Source organism: Pseudomonas fuscovaginae SE-1, assembly GCF_000364705.1.
GTDB lineage: Bacteria > Pseudomonadota > Gammaproteobacteria > Pseudomonadales > Pseudomonadaceae > Aquipseudomonas > Aquipseudomonas fuscovaginae_A.
On record NZ_AQOH01000370.1, the window covers coordinates 1 to 16,818 of the forward strand.

17 protein-coding genes are annotated in these 16,818 nt (G+C 63.9%); 11 read left to right on the forward strand and 6 right to left on the reverse strand.

Annotation, left to right across the window (positions count from 1 at the left end):
• Nucleotides 1–1,502, forward strand: a 1,502-nt coding sequence (locus tag K675_RS0128905) for an autotransporter outer membrane beta-barrel domain-containing protein (RefSeq protein ID WP_017906944.1), incomplete at its 5' end; no start/stop codon positions are given.
• Between the two features lie 53 nt (nt 1,503–1,555).
• Here K675_RS0128905 and K675_RS0128910 read toward each other — a convergent pair.
• The gene (locus tag K675_RS0128910; protein ID WP_017906945.1) at nt 1,556–1,738 is read right to left on the reverse strand and encodes a hypothetical protein; all 183 of its coding nucleotides are present in this window, start codon (nt 1,736–1,738) and stop codon (nt 1,556–1,558) included.
• A gap of 80 nt (nt 1,739–1,818) precedes the next feature.
• On the opposite strand from K675_RS0128910, the gene K675_RS32680 reads away from it, so the two are divergent.
• The 3 genes from K675_RS32680 to K675_RS0128920 all read left to right on the forward strand — a co-directional run bounded on the left by K675_RS32680 (nt 1,819) and on the right by K675_RS0128920 (nt 5,233).
• Nucleotides 1,819–2,112 carry a hypothetical protein gene (locus tag K675_RS32680; protein ID WP_332308421.1) on the forward strand — a complete coding sequence of 98 codons (294 nt, stop codon included), beginning with the start codon at nt 1,819–1,821 and terminating at the stop codon, nt 2,110–2,112.
• Between the two features lie 37 nt (nt 2,113–2,149).
• A complete protein-coding gene (locus K675_RS0128915; protein ID WP_026145624.1) occupies nt 2,150–3,739 on the forward strand; it encodes an ABC-F family ATPase in 1,590 nt (529 codons plus the stop codon).
• Between the two features lie 300 nt (nt 3,740–4,039).
• On the forward strand, nt 4,040–5,233 hold the full coding sequence (locus tag K675_RS0128920) for an MFS transporter (protein WP_017906947.1): 1,194 nt from the start codon (nt 4,040–4,042) through the stop codon (nt 5,231–5,233).
• A 1-nt stretch (nt 5,234) separates the two neighbouring features.
• On the opposite strand, the gene K675_RS0128925 is transcribed toward K675_RS0128920, so the two are convergent.
• The 3 genes from K675_RS0128925 to K675_RS0128935 form a co-directional block, all read right to left on the reverse strand.
• The gene (locus K675_RS0128925; protein WP_026145625.1) at nt 5,235–6,266 is read right to left on the reverse strand and encodes an alpha/beta hydrolase family protein; all 1,032 of its coding nucleotides are present in this window, start codon (nt 6,264–6,266) and stop codon (nt 5,235–5,237) included.
• A gap of 246 nt (nt 6,267–6,512) precedes the next feature.
• Entirely contained in the window at nt 6,513–7,124 is a 612-nt protein-coding gene (locus K675_RS0128930; RefSeq protein WP_017906949.1) for an FMN-dependent NADH-azoreductase, read from the reverse strand.
• Between the two features lie 181 nt (nt 7,125–7,305).
• On the reverse strand, nt 7,306–9,366 hold the full coding sequence (locus K675_RS0128935; RefSeq protein WP_080635424.1) for a TonB-dependent siderophore receptor: 2,061 nt from the start codon (nt 9,364–9,366) through the stop codon (nt 7,306–7,308).
• A 243-nt stretch (nt 9,367–9,609) separates the two neighbouring features.
• Here K675_RS0128935 and K675_RS0128940 point away from each other — a divergent pair, with 243 nt between their 5' ends.
• Both K675_RS0128940 and K675_RS0128945 read left to right on the forward strand, forming a co-directional pair.
• Nucleotides 9,610–10,533 (forward strand): LysR substrate-binding domain-containing protein, encoded by a 924-nt coding sequence (locus K675_RS0128940; RefSeq protein ID WP_017906951.1) that lies wholly within the window; start codon nt 9,610–9,612, stop codon nt 10,531–10,533.
• The gene (locus K675_RS0128945; protein ID WP_017906952.1) at nt 10,530–10,880 is read left to right on the forward strand and encodes an MmcQ/YjbR family DNA-binding protein; all 351 of its coding nucleotides are present in this window, start codon (nt 10,530–10,532) and stop codon (nt 10,878–10,880) included. Before K675_RS0128940 ends, K675_RS0128945 begins: the two co-directional genes overlap by 4 nt.
• A gap of 7 nt (nt 10,881–10,887) precedes the next feature.
• Here K675_RS0128945 and K675_RS0128950 read toward each other — a convergent pair whose 3' ends face one another.
• Nucleotides 10,888–11,322, reverse strand: a complete 435-nt coding sequence (locus tag K675_RS0128950) for a DUF1294 domain-containing protein (RefSeq protein ID WP_017906953.1) — start codon at nt 11,320–11,322, stop codon at nt 10,888–10,890.
• Complete coding sequence (locus tag K675_RS0128955; RefSeq protein ID WP_017906954.1) at nt 11,319–12,146, reverse strand: undecaprenyl-diphosphate phosphatase; 828 nt, start codon at nt 12,144–12,146, stop codon at nt 11,319–11,321. Before K675_RS0128955 ends, K675_RS0128950 begins: the two co-directional genes overlap by 4 nt.
• Nucleotides 12,147–12,438: 292 nt before the next feature.
• Here K675_RS0128955 and K675_RS0128960 point away from each other — a divergent pair, with 292 nt between their 5' ends.
• From K675_RS0128960 to K675_RS0128980, 5 genes are all read left to right on the forward strand, one after another.
• Nucleotides 12,439–14,073 (forward strand): methyl-accepting chemotaxis protein, encoded by a 1,635-nt coding sequence (locus K675_RS0128960; protein ID WP_017906955.1) that lies wholly within the window; start codon nt 12,439–12,441, stop codon nt 14,071–14,073.
• 288 nt (nt 14,074–14,361) lie between these two features.
• The gene (gene pnuC / locus K675_RS0128965) at nt 14,362–14,925 is read left to right on the forward strand and encodes a nicotinamide riboside transporter PnuC (RefSeq protein WP_017906956.1); all 564 of its coding nucleotides are present in this window, start codon (nt 14,362–14,364) and stop codon (nt 14,923–14,925) included.
• A complete protein-coding gene (locus K675_RS0128970) occupies nt 14,922–15,446 on the forward strand; it encodes an AAA family ATPase (protein WP_017906957.1) in 525 nt (174 codons plus the stop codon). Before pnuC ends, K675_RS0128970 begins: the two co-directional genes overlap by 4 nt.
• A 343-nt stretch (nt 15,447–15,789) precedes the next feature.
• On the forward strand, nt 15,790–16,236 hold the full coding sequence (locus tag K675_RS0128975) for a hypothetical protein (RefSeq protein ID WP_017906958.1): 447 nt from the start codon (nt 15,790–15,792) through the stop codon (nt 16,234–16,236).
• A 1-nt stretch (nt 16,237) separates the two neighbouring features.
• Nucleotides 16,238–16,813 (forward strand): hypothetical protein, encoded by a 576-nt coding sequence (locus tag K675_RS0128980; RefSeq protein WP_017906959.1) that lies wholly within the window; start codon nt 16,238–16,240, stop codon nt 16,811–16,813.
• The last annotated feature ends 5 nt before the right edge of the window (nt 16,814–16,818 follow it).

Consider the following 16,818-nt stretch of genomic DNA (forward strand, 5'->3'; position numbering starts at 1 on the left):
GCAGCCTGAGTTCCAGCAGCGGCGTGGTCCGGGCCTTCAATGCCGGACAGACCGCCACCCTGGACAACAGCGGCACGATCTACCTGACCGCCGGCGGAGCCCAGGCTTCCGACCGGCTGACGGTGATCGGCAACTATGTCGGCCATGGCGGGCAACTGAATCTACAGAGCGTGCTGGCCGGCGACGATTCGCCGTCCGACCGGCTGGTGGTGTCCCTGGGCAGCCTCTCGGGCAACACGGTGATCAATGTCGCCAATCTCGGCGGTGCCGGCGCCGAAACCCTGCGCAACGGCATTCAGGTGGTCGAAGCCGATCAGGGCGCGACCAGCGCCAGCGCCGCCTTCAGCCTGGGCGGCCCGGTCTCGGCGGGCCCCTTCAACTACTTTCTCTACAAGGGCGGTGTCACTCCCGGCACCCAGAACAACTGGTACCTGCGCTCCAGCGTGACCGGCCCGGTGGTGCCGCTGCCCGAACCGGAGGGCCCGGTCACCCCGCTGCCGGAACCGGGAGGCCCGCTGCTGCCCAACCCCGAGCCCGGGGAAACCATTCCCTTCTATCGGCCGGAAGTCGCCGTCGATGCCCTGGTCGGCCCGGCGGCCGCGCAGCTGGACCAGGCCACGCTGGGCACCTTTCACCAGCGCCAGGGCGAACAGACCCTGCTCAGGGCCAATGGCGAGGCGAATGCCGGCTGGGTCCGCACCTTCGGCAGCCACCTGCGCCAGAGCTGGTCGGGCGATGTCACGCCACGCCTGGATGGCAACCTCTGGGGCCTGCAGGCCGGCCATGACCTCTATGGTGCCAGCGATGACCATGGCAATCGCTACCGGGCCGGCCTGTTCGTCAGCCATGCGAGGCTCCAGGGCAGTGTGCGCGGGTTCGTCAACGGTTTCGAGGACAACCGGGCCGGCAGCCTGCGGCTCGAAGGCAACGGCCTCGGCGCCTACTGGAGCCTGGTCGCGCCCAACGATGCCTACCTCGACGCCGTGGCCTTGGGCACCCGCTACAGCGGCACCGCCCGCTCGAACCGCGACCTGAAGTTCGAGATCGACGGCCATGGCCTCAGCCTGTCGCTGGAGGGCGGCTATCCGTATCCACTGGCCAATGGTTGGGTGCTTGAGCCCCAGGCGCAGTTGATCGCACAACGGATCAGCCTCGACAACCACAACGATGGCATCTCGCAGATCCGCCCGGACTCGCAGGACTATTTCAAGGGGCGCCTCGGCGTACGGATCATGGGTGCGCTGCAGGCCGGCACGATGACACTGCAACCCTATGCCCGCGCCAACCTCTGGCACACCTTCGGCGGCCGCGACACCATGAGCTTCGACGGCTATCCGATCAGGACCGACCACCGCGCCAGCAACCTGGAGTTGGGCAGCGGTGTCATCGCGCGGCTGGGGCGCGACCTGAGCGTGTACGGTGGACTCGACTACGCCAGCCACCTCGACGACCGTCAGCAGGAAAGCCTCTCGGCCACGCTGGGCGTGAGGCTGAACTGGTAACAGCGGATCGTGAGCTCCCGAGGGCCTCCAGCCCCCGAGAGCCTCGCTGATTGCTAGTGGTTGGCGGGTTGACGCACCTTGTGCAGTGGCAGCGATACGGCGTAGGCCATCGCTTCCTCACGGGTCCGGAACGAACTGAGTCGATCGGTCGCGGTGCATACCTTCCAGGGGCCGCCGCCAACGCGGATCACATCATAGCCGTTGACATGCGTCTTCAAGAGCTGGGGAACGCTCATGGTCACCTCCTTTTCACGTCTAAAGATCCGAGGCGTTGCCCTGACACCATACACCCGGTTGGCGCCAACGATCCGTCCGTATGTCGGGCGACGAATTCGCCAACCATCCGCTGGCACCACCGGTGCCGGAAATCGGCAAGCATGACCGTTTCCCCACCGGCCGGATAGCGTTCAGGCACAGAGCGGCGTACAACTGTCACCGCACCTATGCGACAATAGACGCAATGTCCGGTCTCAACCCCCGCATTCATCGCCCAACCATTGGGTCACAGCCTGCAGATGCTGCTGTCGCCCCATGCCTGTTGGCCCAACTCAAGCTCCGACTGGAGCGGGCTGGAAACATTCAAGATTGGTATCGAATCGATCTCGGCTGAACACTCCAGCTGCGTAAGTTATTGATAGGTAAGTACTTTGATCTCCACAGCTAACATCACCATGCAATTCGGCCCCAAGCCGCTGTTCGAGAACGTCTCGGTCAAGTTCGGCGCGGGCAACCGCTACGGCCTGATCGGCGCCAACGGCTGCGGCAAGTCGACCTTCATGAAAATCCTCGGTGGCGACCTCGAGCCCTCCGGTGGCCAGGTCATGCTGGAACCCAACGTGCGCCTGGGTAAACTGCGCCAGGACCAGTTCGCCTACGAGGAATTCACCGTGATCGACACGGTGATCATGGGCCACGAGGAGCTGTGGAAGGTCAAGGCCGAACGCGACCGCATCTACTCGCTGCCGGAAATGACCGAGGCCGATGGCATGGCCGTCGCCGAGCTGGAAACCGAGTTCGCCGAAATGGACGGCTATACCGCCGAATCCCGTGCCGGCGAGCTGCTGATGGGCCTGGGCATTCCGCTGGAACAGCACTTCGGTCCGATGAGCGAAGTCGCCCCCGGCTGGAAGCTGCGCGTACTGCTGGCCCAGGCGCTGTTTTCCGATCCGGAAGTGCTGTTGCTCGACGAACCGACCAACCACCTGGACATCAACACCATCCGCTGGCTGGAGAACATCCTCACCCAGCGCAACAGCCTGATGATCATCATCTCCCACGACCGGCACTTCCTGAACAGCGTCTGCACCCACATGGCCGACCTGGACTACGGCGAGCTGCGCCTGTTCCCGGGCAACTACGACGAGTACATGACCGCCGCGACCCAGTCCCGCGAGCAGTTGCTGGCCGATAACGCCAAGAAGAAAGCCCAGATCGCCGAGCTGCAGACCTTCGTCAGCCGCTTCTCGGCCAACGCCTCGAAAGCCAAGCAGGCCACCTCCCGCGCCAAGCAGATCGACAAGATCCAGTTGGCCGAGGTCAAGCCCTCGAGCCGCGTCAGCCCGTTCATCCGCTTCGAACAGACCAAGAAGCTGCATCGCCAGGCGGTCACCGTCGAGCGCATGGCCAAGGGTTTTGACGGCACCACGCTGTTCAAGGACTTCAGCTTCACCATCGAAGCCGGCGAGCGCGTGGCGATCATCGGCCCGAACGGTATCGGCAAGACTACCCTGCTGCGCACCCTGATGGGCGAACTGACCCCGGATGCCGGCACCGTGAAATGGACCGAATCGGCCGAGCTGGGCTACTACGCCCAGGACCATGCCCACGACTTCGAGGACGATGTCACCCTGTTCGACTGGATGGGCCAGTGGACCCAGGGCGGCGAGCAACTGGTACGCGGCACCCTCGGTCGCATGCTGTTCTCCAACGACGAGATCCTCAAGTCGGTCAAGGTGATTTCCGGTGGTGAACAGGGCCGCATGCTGTTCGGCAAGCTGATCCTGCAGAAGCCCAACGTGCTGGTGATGGACGAACCGACCAACCACCTGGACATGGAATCCATCGAAGCGCTCAACCTCGCGCTGGAAAACTACCCGGGCACGCTGATCTTCGTCAGCCACGACCGCGAGTTCGTCTCGTCCCTGGCCACCCGCATCATCGAGCTGAGCCCGAACGGCGTGACCGACTTCAGCGGCACCTATGACGACTATCTGCGCAGCCAGGGCGTGCTGCTCTGATTTCAGTGGTGTTCTGACCTCCTTGGCCGGGTCCGTGGCGAGCGGGCTTGTCGGGACGCCGCACCGCCGCTCTGGGCTGCAAGGCAGCCCCAAACCCAGTCACCCGGTTCTCCTGAAAGAACCAGGTCACAGGTTCCAGGGGGCCTTGCCCCCAACGCGGCGGTGCGGCGTCCCGACGAGCCCGCTCGCCACAGGGGGCGACGACCGAATCATGGGAAAAAATTAGTTAGCCTGCTTCCTTTTATCTCGGCATCCCGCCATGATGGGGCTCTCCAACCGCCCGCCCGCGAACGAGCCTCCATGTCAGCCCAGCAACCGCCCCGCCAACCCGGCAACCTGACCGTCACCCTGCAAATCGTCTCCATCGTCTTCTACACCTTCATCGCCTTCCTCTGCATCGGCCTGCCGATCGCGGTACTGCCCGGCTATGTGCACGAGCAACTGGGCTTCAGCGCGGTGATCGCCGGCCTGACCATCGGTTCGCAATACCTGGCCACCCTGCTCAGCCGCCCCATGGCCGGGCGCATGGCGGATAACGTCGGCACCAAGCGCGCGATCATCTACGGCCTGGTCGGAATCTGCCTGAGCGGCGCGTTGACCCTGGTGTCGACGCTGATCCAGCAGTGGCCCCTGGCGAGCCTGATCATCCTGATCGTCGGGCGCCTGCTGCTCGGCACCGCCCAGGGCCTGATCGGTGTCGGCACCATCAGTTGGGGGATCGGCCAGGTCGGCGCCGATCAGACCGCACGGGTGATTTCCTGGAACGGCATCGCCTCCTATGGCGCGATTGCCATCGGTGCGCCGCTGGGGGTGCTGATGGTCGCCGACTACGGTTTCGCCAGCCTCGGGATCGCCTTGTCGGCCCTGGCCGCCGGCGCCCTGCTGCTGATCCGCAACAAACCGTCGGTACCGGTGATCCGCGGCGAGCGCCTGCCGTTCTGGGCGGTGTTCGGCCGCATTGCGCCCTACGGCGCCAGCCTGACCCTGGCGTCCATCGGCTATGGCACGCTCACCACCTTCATCACCCTGTTCTACCTCAGCCGCGGCTGGACCGGCGCCGCCTATTGCCTGACGGTGTTCGGCAGTTGCTTCATCCTCGCCCGGCTGTTCTTCATCGGCAGCATCAACCGTTTCGGCGGCTTCAAGGTCGCCATCGCCTGCATGAGCATCGAAACCCTCGGCCTGGTTCTGCTCTGGCTGTCGCCCTCCACCGGCGTGGCCCTGGCGGGAGCCGGCCTGGCGGGCTTCGGCCTGTCGCTGGTGTACCCGGCCATCGGCGTGGAAGCCATCCGTCAGGTGCCCACCAGCAGCCGCGGCGCGGGGCTGAGCGCCTATGCGGTGTTTTTCGACCTCGCACTGGCCATCGCCGGCCCCCTGATGGGCGCGGTGGCGTTGAACCTGGGGTATGCGTGGATTTTCTGTTGCGCGGCGCTGCTGTCGATCATCGGCCTGTCGGTCACCGTGCTGCTGGCACGGCGCCCGACAGCCGCCTGAGTCACTGATCGGCGGTCTGCATGCCGCCTCGATTCGGCACGCTCAGGGTCTTGCTGAAGAAGCGCCCGGCCTCGAAGATCAGGTCGCGGTGGATGTCCGCCCGGTTGACGCCCTCGGGGTCGGTGCACAGTCCCGGTGTGGCATGCAGTTGCTCCTCGCTGCACGGGGCCATGAACACGAAGTGTCCGGCACCGGCGATCAGCTTGAACTGCGGGGCCTCCGGCAGCTTGCGCGCCAGGGCTGCGGCGTTCTTGTCGGGGAACACCAGCTTGTCGCCATCGCCGCTGTACATCAGCACCGGCACGTGCACATCGGCCAGCGTATGCCGGCCGAACATCAGGCCCAGCGGCGCCATCAGCATCAGCGCATGCACCCGAGGGTCGGAAACCGGCTGCAGGTCATCACGGTCGACGATCAGCTCGCCCTTGGTGGTACAGGCGTCCTTGTCGTCGGGGAACTCCTGACAGTAGCGCCGCAGGCGATCGAGGTTCGGTTGCGCGCCGGACAGGATCAGGGCAGTCTCGCCGCCGGCGGAATAACCGATCACCCCGACCTTCTCGGCCTCCACGAACGGCGACAGCATCGGATCGCCCAACGTGGCGGTAATCGCTTCGGAGATCTGCATAGGCCGGCCGTAGAGGTTGCTCAGAGTGCCCAGGCGGCTATGGTCCTTGTAGTTGTCGCCAGGGTGCAGCACCGCCACCACGACGAAGCCCTTACGTGCCAGCGAGGTGGCCAGATCGTGCAGGGCCAGCGGCGTGCCGGTGTTGCCGTGGGACAGCATCAGCAGCGGATAACGGCCGATGGCGATCCGCGAATCCTCGCTGGCCTGGATGGTGTAGCCGCCAATCTTGCTCCACTGCTCGCGGCCGGTGGAGGGATAGAAGGCGATCGCCTTCATCGGCTGCAGATCCAGCGGATCGAGGAACGTCAGGCGATGAAAACCCACGCTCCAGTGAGCCGCGGGAGCCGCCTGCACCGTCGTGAAGCCTGTTGCCAGGCAAATCAGCCATACTGCACAAAGACGCATCATCGGGATGCCCACCTTTGCCGAGTCACTACACACCAAATCTCTGTCATTCCTTGAAACTGAAGCACTGCAGCGGGCTTCGACCGACTCTTCGCAGTTTTCCAGAGTGCCCATGCGGATGGCTTTTGCACAAGACGGGCCAAACCCTACGTGGAAAACGCAAAAAACTCCGTACCCGATCATTCATCATGATCAGAGTACAGAGTTTAGTGTTTGTTACCGGAAGTTTCTTGCGCGTTTACAAAAGCTTTACGCGGCGGCGAACAGAGTGTCGCTGATGCGTGCCTGCGCGTCGTTCATGGCCTTGGTCCGCACCTCTTCGCCGTAACCCAGGCCGTGGGCGCGGACGAACTCGATGTCGGTGATGCCGAGGAAACCGAACAGCACCTTCAGGTAGTCCTCGTGACCCACGCCGGTCGGCAGGCCCACGTGCAGGCCACCGGACGTCGAGACAATCACCACCTTCTTGCCACCGGCCAGGCCTTCAGGGCCATTTTCGGTGTAGCGGAAGGTCTTGCCGGCGACGGCGATGCGGTCGATCCAGGCCTTGAGCTGGGTGGGAACGCTGAAGTTGTACATCGGCGCGGCGATGACGATGGCGTCGGCGGCCAGGAACTCTTCCAGGGTCGAGGCGCTCAGTTCGGCTTCGTGACGCTGGGCCGCATCACGCAGTTCGGCAGCGGTACCGCCAGCGGCGAGGGTGAGGCTGGAGAAGTGGCTGATGGCATCGGCGGCCAGGTCGCGGTAGGTCACCACGCTCGAGGGCTCGGCGGCCTGCCAGGCCTTGACCACGCTTTGGCTCAGTTGGCGCGAAGCCGAGTTGTCGCCCAGGATGCTGGAATCGATGTGCAAGAGTTTCATGTGGGATCTCCAAGTGAGGACCGCCACTTGGCGATCGAGTTGGGATAATCCTACCCATGAATCGAATAGCTGATTAGTCACCTGAAATGCGATAGTTCGTCCCATAAATGGAACGATAGAGGTTGCACCTCGCGTGCGACCGCCAGGCATCGACCGTGATCGACGCCTGGCAGGACGAGGATCAGAACGTGACGCTGGCGGTGATCCGCGCCGTACGCAACGCACCTTCCTCGACCTGAAGCGCACTGCTGCCGGTGGTCGACGGGTAATACTGCTTGTTGAACAGGTTGTCGACGTTCAACTGCAGGCTGCTCTTGTAGTCATGGGTCGGCAGGTCCCAGCGCAGAAACGCGTCGGCAACGGTGTAGCTGTCCATCCAGAAGCTGTTGGCATCGTCGCCCGGCCGCTCGCCGACATAGCGGGCACCGGCGCCGACATGCCATTTGCCGACGCTGGCCGGCAACCCGAGGTGGTGGGTGACATACAGGCTGGCCGTGTGCATGGGCGCATTCGGCAACCGGTTGCCCTCTTGCGCGGGCGACTCGTCATTTTTCAGCACTTCGGTCTGATCGTAGGCGTAGGTGCCGATCACGCTCCAGTTCGGCGTGATTTCGCCGGTCACATCCAGCTCGACGCCACGCGAGCGGGCCTTGCCCACCGCCTCGTCGACACTGCTGCCATCGCTTTGCAGCACGCTGTTGACCAGGTTTTTCTTGACGATGTCATACACCGCCAGGTTTACGTTGAGCGCCTGACTGGGCGAGTACTTGATACCGGTTTCGTAGCTGCGGCCTTCGGTCGGTTTGAAGGTATGGCCCGCATCATCGGCATCGTTGGGCACGAACGAACGGCTGTAGTTGGCATAGAGCGCGACACTCTCGGTCGGCTGGTAGACGATCCCGCCAAACGGCACGAACTGGTCGCCATTGGAATCGGCGCCCTTGGCATACGAGCTGCCGAGGCCCTGGTCGCTGTACTGGTCCCAGTGTTCCTGACGACCACCGAACACCAGGATCCAGCGATCATTGAGGTGCCAGTTGTCCTTGAAGTAGACCGAGGTGGTAACCAGGTTGTTTTCGGCGTTGCTCTGCACGGCACTGATGGTCGCAGGCTCCGCCAGCCGGCCGTAGAGTGGGTTCTGGATGTTCAGGTTGCCGGCGGCCGTGCTGGCGTTGCGGTAGGTCTTGCCGCGGAACTTGTCCAGCGACTCGTTATCCACGCCCACGGTGATCTCGTGGCGCTGGCCGAACAGTTGCTGATCGCCGAGCAGATCCAGCGCGGTGTAGCGGCTCTCATAGTCGTAGTGGCCACCGTTGGCGATCCGCCGCAGAGTGTTGCCGGTCAATGTGCTCGGCTGGGCGATCGCCAGGCTGTAGCGATCCTCGGTCCAGCCGTAGGTCAGCCGGCTGCGCCAGGCTTCGTTGAGCTGGTACTCGAACTTCGCCGTGGTGCTCTGGCTGATGCCGACACTCTTGGCCCAGCGCTCGTCGAGACGATCGCGATAGCTGATGTCGGCCGGACGCCCCCTGACGAACACGGTGCCACGATCGAACGGGCTGGCGTAATCGTTGTAGGTGTAGGCCAGCGAGAAGCTCGCCCGGTCGCCCACCCAGGCGATCGACGGTGCGATCAGGGTATGTTCGTCGACCCCATAGTTGCGCCAGTAGTCCTCGTGGCTGCGTTCGGCGATCAGCCGATACGCCAGGTTGGTATCGCCCAGCGGCCCGGTGGTGTCTACACCGAAGGTGCCGCCGCCCTCGCTGTAGCCCGAACCGGTGAAGGTGGTGCTGCGGGTGAATTGCGGCTGCTTGCTGATCACGTTGATCAGCCCGCCCGGCTCCAGGGCGCCGTACATCAGCGAGGCCGGGCCCTTGAGAACCTCCACGTGGTCGGTGGTCGCGCCCAGGTTGTGGCCGATCGCCGAACGTATCCCGTCGCGCAGGATGGAGTTGTCGTCGTTGCTGCCAAAGCCACGCTTGATCAACGCGTCCTTGGTGCCGCCCAGGGTATTGGTCTGCGTGATACCGCTGACAAAGCGCATCGCGTCGTTCAGGTCCTTGACCTGATAATCCGCCAACGTCTGGGCCGCCACGGTATTGATCGTCTGAGCTTCGTCGCGGATCTGGGTGGATCCTTTGCTCGCGGTCGACGTCTCGCTGCGGGTGTAGCTGTCGGCGTCACCCGTGCCGGCCGTACCCTGGATGACACTGACAGGCAACTCCGTGGCCGGCGGCGCGGCCATCGCCAGGCAGGGTAACGCGGAACACAGCAGGACTGACGCAGAGGTGCGATTGAGCAACTTGACCACGGGGATGACTCCGTACCGGATAACGAAAGAGAATGATTCCTACTCCCCTACACGAGCCAGAGCACCACTTACCTCACCTGCCGTGAAAAATACTTTTTCCCAAAAGCCCGCCATAATGTTCGCCCGCCTGTTTCGCGCCGAATTGCAGGCCCATGAATTCCAGGGAATTTTCCAGAAATGCCAATTGGTGATCCAAGAAACCTGTCCGATCTCTATTACTTCGCCAAGGTAGTGGAAGCCGGTGGTTTCGCCGCCGCCGGACGCCTGCTGGGGATTCCCAAGTCGCGGCTGTCGCGACGCATCGCCGAACTGGAAGAGCGCCTCGGCGCGCGGCTGCTGCAGCGCACCACCCGGCAGTTGAAGCTGACGGCGGTGGGCGAACGCTACCTGCGCCATTGCCAGGCCATGCTGCTGGAGGCGGAAATGGCCGACGAGGCCGTGGCCAGCATGTCCAGCGAACCGCGCGGACGACTGCGGGTGTCGTGCCCGGTCGGGTTGGCCCAGGAATTCATGCCACGGGTGATTGCCAGCTTCCTGGCGACACACCCGCAGGTTCAACTGGAAGTGGTGATGGTCAACCGGAGGGTCGACCTGGTCACCGAAGGGATCGACGTCGCCCTGCGGGTGCGCGGGCATGGTGACGAAGACCCGTCACTGGTCACCCGACGGCTGCGCCAGGCCCAGACCTTCATGCTCGCCACCCCGCAATTCCTGGAACAGAACCCCATCCACAGCCTCGAGGACCTGGCGAAGGTACCGGTGCTCGGCGCACTGGAAGCCGACCGGCTGGTTCACCTGAGCCTGCTGGACGAACACGGGCAAAAACGCGAACTGGCGCTCGAAGCCCGGCTGGGCGTGGACGACTTCATCGTGCGCAAGGCCTGTGCCCTCGCCGGGCTGGGCTTTACCACGCTGCCCATGCTGTACTGCGAAGAAGAACTGACCAACGGGACTTTCGTCCGTATCCTCCCCGAATGGTCGTTGCCAGGCGGCTGGCTGCAGGCGGTCTACCCTCATCGACGCGGGCTGCTGCCGGCCGTGCGGGCGTGGATCGACCATTTGGCCGAAGCCTTCAGGGAATGTGGAGACAGAGCACTATGAGCATGAACCAGGAGGCCGTTGCACGCTTGTGCCTCGACCTGCCCGGCGCTCGGGAAGACTACAAATGGGGCGGCGTACGGGTGTTTTCGGTCGCCGGAACCAAGATGTTCGCGCTGCTCAACCTGAGCGGCGACACCCTGTCGTTCAAGGTCGACAAGGAACTGTTCCTCGGTCATGTCGACCGCCCCGGCATCCGTCCCGCGCCTTATCTGGCGCGGGCGTTCTGGATCACCATGAACGCGCCCTATCCGCTGGCTGCCGAGGAGCTGCAGGACCTGCTGCGCCGCTCCCACCAACTGGTGGTGGCCAAACTGCCCAAGCGCACTCAGGTCGGCCTGCTGCTGTAGTGTCGCGCTACAGGAAGGACAGATGGGCCAGGCTGGCGTCGAGGAAGAGCCGGTCGATCCAGAATACCTGGTGCAGCACGACGATCAGCCAGAACACGACCTGGAACGACAGCTTGCGGGTCTTGTGCCGGAACGCCTGCTGGGCGAGCAACGCCCCTGGCCAGCCCCCCAGCAGTTCGACGCCATGCAGGACCTTCTCCGGGATGCGCCAGGCCTCATTGCGTGCCTTGCGCTTGTCGTTCCAATAGAGAACGAACGCCAACAGGCTGGCGACCGCGTAGATCCACAGCGGCCAGCTCGTCCCGCTTTCCAGCCACAGGCGCAATGAGCCAAATCCCGGCAAGGCACACAGCAGCAGCCACAGCACGACCTTGAGCTTGAGCTGCCGGACCCGGCCGACCGAGGCTGGCCGGACGTTCCCGGAGCTGTTCGGCTTGCTCATCCCTTGGTCGACCAGTCGACCCAGCCGAACTGCCAGGTGGCCAGGATCACCAGGCCGAACACGATCCGGTACCAGGCGAAGGCTGCATAACTGTGGCTGGCGATGAATTTCAGCAGGCCACGCACCGCGATCATCGCGAACACGAAGGAGGTCACGAAGCCCACCGCGAACACCGGCAGGTCGGCCATCTGGAACTGATGACGGAAGCCGTAGCCGGAGTACACCGCGGCGGCGACCATGGTCGGCATGGCCAGGAAGAACGAGAACTCGGTGGCGGTCTTGCGCGACAGGCCGAACAGCAGGCCGCCGATGATGGTCGCTCCGGAACGGGAAGTTCCCGGAATCATCGCCAGGCACTGGGCGAAACCGACCTTCAGGGCGTCCTGCCAACGGATCTCATCCACCGTTTCGGCATGCACCGTGTGTTCGCGGCGCTCGGCCCAGAGAATGATCACCCCGCCCACCACCAGCGCCGAGGCCACGGTGATCGGGTTGAACAGGTAGGTGGCGATCACTTCCTTGAACAACACCCCGAGAATCACCGCCGGCATGAAGGCCACCAGCAGATTGACGGTGAAACGCTGGGCGCTGCGTTCCCTGGGCAGGTCGCGCACCACGCTGAAGACCTTCGCGCGAAACTCCCAGACCACCGCGAGGATCGCCGCCAGTTGAATGATGATATTGAAGGCGATTGCCCGTTCACCGCCAAACCCGAGCAGATCCGCCACGATGATCTGGTGGCCGGTGCTGGAAATCGGCAGGAATTCCGTCAGCCCCTCGACAATACCCAGTATCAACGCCTGTGCGGCGGTCCAAAGATCCATCGTTTCCCCCTCAAGGCCCGCTCCCGCAGGGCCCTAAAAAAATCGAAAAGCGTGGCTCGCCACTCGGGCGATCCCCTGGCGAGCCCGCCGTGCAGCCCGTCGACAAACCGTGAAAAATGCCTGAAAAATCAAACGGCAACTCAGGTTTGTCGAGATCGGGCCGAAATCCTATCAGACATGCCTGTTTATCGCTGCCTCGATAGTAGCCATAAGGAGGCTGTGCAGCGCTGGGAAAACCTGCTGCTATAGAGCCCAGAGCGACACGACAACAAGAAAAAGGAATGGTGGTCTTATGAAAAGCTTGCGCAATGTGTCGATCAGCCGGCGCCTGTGGCTCATCCTGGTCCTGGCGGTGGGCATGCTGCTGACCCAGGGTTTGCTGATGCTCAAGCAGACCCATGACAACCTCTACCAGGCCAAGGCCCTGAAGACCCAGCACGTGGTCCAGATCGCCAGCGGCATTCTCGCTTACTACCACGGCCTGGAAACGGCCGGCACTCTCGGCCGCGATGCCGCGCAGAAGCAGGCGCTGAGCGTGATACGCGAGCTGCGCTACGACCAGAACGACTATTTCTGGATCAACGACCTGCGCCCGGTGATGGTCATGCATCCGACCAACCCCAAGCTCGAGGGCCAGGACCTGTCCGGCATCAAGGACCCCGATGGCTATGCGCTCTTCAATGAGATGGTGATTCTGGCCAAGGCCAAGGGCCGCGGCATGATCGACTACCGCTGGCCGAAACCGGGCGCCAGCGCCCCGGTGCAGAAAACCTCCTACGTGCAATTGTTCGAGCCCTGGGGCTGGATCATCGGTTCAGGCGTCTACATCGACGATGTGCAGGCCGAGTTCTACGGGCAGGTACGCAATGCCTCGCTGATCGGTCTGGCGATTGCCGTGCTGCTGAGCATACTCGTCCTGCTGATCGGCCGCAGTGTCGTCCACCCGCTGCAGGAAACGGTCCAGGCCATGGCCAACATCGCCAGCGGCGAAAGCGACCTGACCCGCACCCTTGAAACCCACGGCCAGGACGAGGTGACCCAATTGGCCCGTCACTTCAACGCCTTCACCAACAAGTTGCGTGGCGTGGTCAGCCAGTTGCAGGCTTCGGCCAGCGAACTCGGCCAATCCTCCAGCGCGCTGGGCACCAGCGCCATCGAGGCCCAGGCGCGCAGCCAGCAGCAATCGCAACAGATGGAAATGGTCGCGACGGCGATCAACCAGGTCACCTATGGCGTGCAGGACGTGGCCAAGAACGCCGAGCAGGCCGCCAGCGAGGTGCGCGATGCCGAAGGCCAGGCCCGCCAGGGCCAGTTGAACATCGACAACAGCCTGCAGCAGATCGACCAGTTGTCCGCCACCATCGCCCAGGCCGTCGAGGTGATCCGGACCCTGGCCGCCGAAAGCACACAGATCGGCAGCGTCCTGGAAGTGATCCGTGCCATCGCCGAGCAGACCAACCTGCTCGCCCTGAACGCCGCCATCGAGGCCGCACGGGCCGGTGAACAGGGGCGCGGCTTCGCCGTGGTGGCCGACGAAGTGCGCCTGCTGGCCCAACGTACGCAGAAATCCACCGCGGAGATCCAGGCGATGATCGAACGCCTGCAGAATCACTCCGAGGCCGCGGTGAAAGTCATCGGCGACAGCAGCCGCGCCTCGCAACAGACCATCGAGCAGGCCGGACTGGCCGGCGAAAGCCTGACCGCCATCGGCCAGGCGCTGCGCAACCTCAACGGCCTCAACGCGTCCATTGCCAGCGCCACCCTGCAACAGGCCCACGTGGTCGAGGAGATCAACCAGAACGTCACCGAGGCGGCGGGCCTGTCCCACAACACCGCCCTGGCGGCCGAACAGTCGAGCAGCGACAGCGACCGGCTCAAGGTCCTGAGCGAACAGCTCAACGGACTGTTGCGCCAGTTCCGCATCTGACCAGGCACAGGGGGGCTACCGTTCGCGGATGAATCCGGCTCTCACAGTAGGGTGAGCCCCAGGAAGTTGGATACCCATCCACCCTTGAAGGCAGCCCAGCACCGCGGCGGACACAAGATTTGTGATCACCGCGGTACCTTGTGGGAGGCGGCGGTCCGGCGACCCGGTTTATCCGCGAACAGGCCCCTGAAACCCGCCGTCCCGCCCAGGCAATCCCCAGGAAACCTCCCTTCCCCTGCCCACTCTGGGTACAATTCGCCCCTTTCCTTTCGATCCAGAGGTTTTCCCATGTCCGGGCTTGAACTGTTCGCCGCCGCACTCGGCGTGATCGCCGTCTGGCTGACGGTCAGACAGAATCCCTGGTGCTGGCCGATCGGCCTGGTCATGGTGCTGATCTACAGTTGGATCTTCTTCGATGTGAAGCTCTACTCGGACATGCTGCTGCAGGGGGTCTACGCCGTGCTGCAGCTCTATGGCTGGTGGCAATGGACCCGCGGCGGCGGCGTGCACCAGGGGCGCGACGTGACCCGACTCGGTCCGCGAGCCCTGCTGGCCGGCCTCGCCGCCGGTGCCCTGGGCAGCCTGCTGCTCGGTGCCGCCATGGCCACCTGGACCGATGCCGCGCAACCCTGGCTCGATGCCGCACTGACCGCCTTCAGCCTGGTGGCACAGTGGTGGATGGCACAGAAACGCATCCAGTGCTGGCCACTGTGGATCGCCGTCGATGTGATCTTCGTCGGCCTGTTCATCTACAAGGACCTGTACCTGACCGCCGCCCTCTATGGCCTGTTCACCCTGCTGGCCGTGCAGGGCTGGCGCGAATGGCGTAGCGACCCGGCGCTGCGGGCATGAAGGTCGTGGTGCTGGCGGGCCCCGAATCCAGCGGCAAGAGCTGGCTCTGCGAGGCCCTGCAGGCGCGTTTCGGCGGTCTGCTGGTGGGTGAGTACGTGCGCCATTTCATCGAGCGGGAACAACGCGACACCTGCCTGGCCGACATTCCCGCCATCGCCCGCGGCCAACTGGCCTGGGAGGACGAAGCGCGGGCCCGGCAGCCTTCGCTGCTGATTCTCGATACCCACCTGCTGAGCAACATCCTCTGGAGCCAGACCCTGTTCGGCGACTGCCCCTCCTGGCTCGAACCCGCCCTGCTGGCCCGGCATTACGACCTGCACCTGTTGCTCCGCCCCGACGGCGTCGACTGGACCGACGACGGTCAGCGCTGCCAGCCCGACCTGGAGGACCGCCGGGCGTTCTTCGAAGCCAGCCGGCAGTGGCTGACCCGGCATCGGCAGGCGGTCCGGATACTCGGCGGCGACTGGCAGCAACGGCATCGGCAGGCCATGAACGCAGTCGAGCAACTGCTGGCCCGATAACCCCGGGCAAAAGCACAAAAACCGGGTTCGCGTGCCGAAGTGTCCACCCATGAAACACCCCGCACCGCTGCAAACGACCAGATTCAACACCTTCGGGCCATTGCGCGAAGATGTGTCAAGCCGCTGATACAGCCGCCCGAAAGCCCATTCCACAGGGCTTTGCCAATCCTCCTGCACGCTCCCGGCCCGGGCCTGTTTCAAAGCTGAAACAGACAAAAACCGTCACTCGCCCAACAGCAACCACAACCCGTTGTTTCTAAAGAAAAAACCAAAATCGGCACAGCTTCTGCTCTTTCCTTCCCAACGCTGAACAGGGCCAGCGCACTGAAGAAGGAACACCGCCGTGGGGACTCCAAGAACAGCTTCAACCCGCACCCTGCTGATCGGTTGGGCCATTGGCTCGCTGTTCAGCCTGAGCGCCGAGGCCGGTGGCAACAACGGCGTGATCGTCCTCGAGCGTACCGTACAACCCCACAGCTATGGCCGCCCGCCCCTGCAGCCGGACCCGAATCCGACCACGGTCAATGCCAACCCATCTACCCGGGTCATCTCGGTGACCAACGGCATGGAACTGAGCGACGGCGATATCGCCGGCATCAGCAGCGGCGCAACGGTGACCCGTGTCCTGACGGTCAATACAGGCCATATGCCGGCCCTGAGCAACCCCAATGGCCTGCCAGGCATGTCCGCCGGACACGGTGGTGGCAGCGGCGCCAGCATCGCCAACACGGTCAATCGCGGGCTGTCGGCCGGCATGGGTGCCCTCAACGCCATCGGCAAGGGGCAATGAAATGAAGCCCACCCTGCTCGTTCTCGTCCTGTTCAGCAGTGTTCCGGCCTTTGCCGACAGTCACGTGACCGCCAATGACAACGCCGTGATCGGCAACGCCGGCCAGCAATACAAGGGCAACCTCATGGTCAACCAGGCCGCCGGTGACCAGCAGCAACAGATCAACAGTCGGGCGATCGCCATTGGCACCCACGCCAGCGCCTCGACCGCCCTGACCCAGAAGCTCAATACCCCGGCCAGCACGGCGATCAACGCCAAGGCGGCCATCCAGGGCAACGCCTTCAGCAATGGCAGCGGCATGCTGGGCGTCAACCAGTCCGCCGGCACCAACAACCAGATGATCAACGCCGTGCGCCTGAGCATCAGTGCTGCGCCGCAAAGCGTCGATGACAGCGCGCTGTCGCAACAGAACGTGGCGCTGTCACCCAACTCCGGTTCATCCGGCATCCCGGGCAGCCGCCAGGTCGTCACCAGCGACCAGGCCTTCACCGGCAGCCGGGGCGTGATTCAGGTGAACCAGAGCGCGGGGGTGGGGAACCGTATGGCCAACACCCTCAGTATCCGGGTCGCTGACTGACCCGG

Coding starts and splice junctions, on each gene's coding strand:
- K675_RS0128910 (WP_017906945.1), bottom strand. CDS start 1,738: ATGAGCGTTCCCCAGCTCTTGAAGACGCATGTCAACGGCTATGATGTG.
- K675_RS32680 (WP_332308421.1), top strand. CDS start 1,819: ATGTCGGGCGACGAATTCGCCAACCATCCGCTGGCACCACCGGTGCCG.
- K675_RS0128920 (WP_017906947.1), top strand. CDS start 4,040: ATGTCAGCCCAGCAACCGCCCCGCCAACCCGGCAACCTGACCGTCACC.
- K675_RS0128925 (WP_026145625.1), bottom strand. CDS start 6,266: ATGATGCGTCTTTGTGCAGTATGGCTGATTTGCCTGGCAACAGGCTTC.
- K675_RS0128930 (WP_017906949.1), bottom strand. CDS start 7,124: ATGAAACTCTTGCACATCGATTCCAGCATCCTGGGCGACAACTCGGCT.
- K675_RS0128935 (WP_080635424.1), bottom strand. CDS start 9,366: ATGGCCGCGCCGCCGGCCACGGAGTTGCCTGTCAGTGTCATCCAGGGT.
- K675_RS0128940 (WP_017906951.1), top strand. CDS start 9,610: ATGCCAATTGGTGATCCAAGAAACCTGTCCGATCTCTATTACTTCGCC.
- K675_RS0128945 (WP_017906952.1), top strand. CDS start 10,530: ATGAGCATGAACCAGGAGGCCGTTGCACGCTTGTGCCTCGACCTGCCC.
- K675_RS0128950 (WP_017906953.1), bottom strand. CDS start 11,322: ATGAGCAAGCCGAACAGCTCCGGGAACGTCCGGCCAGCCTCGGTCGGC.
- K675_RS0128955 (WP_017906954.1), bottom strand. CDS start 12,146: ATGGATCTTTGGACCGCCGCACAGGCGTTGATACTGGGTATTGTCGAG.
- K675_RS0128960 (WP_017906955.1), top strand. CDS start 12,439: ATGAAAAGCTTGCGCAATGTGTCGATCAGCCGGCGCCTGTGGCTCATC.
- pnuC (WP_017906956.1), top strand. CDS start 14,362: ATGTCCGGGCTTGAACTGTTCGCCGCCGCACTCGGCGTGATCGCCGTC.
- K675_RS0128970 (WP_017906957.1), top strand. CDS start 14,922: ATGAAGGTCGTGGTGCTGGCGGGCCCCGAATCCAGCGGCAAGAGCTGG.
- K675_RS0128980 (WP_017906959.1), top strand. CDS start 16,238: ATGAAGCCCACCCTGCTCGTTCTCGTCCTGTTCAGCAGTGTTCCGGCC.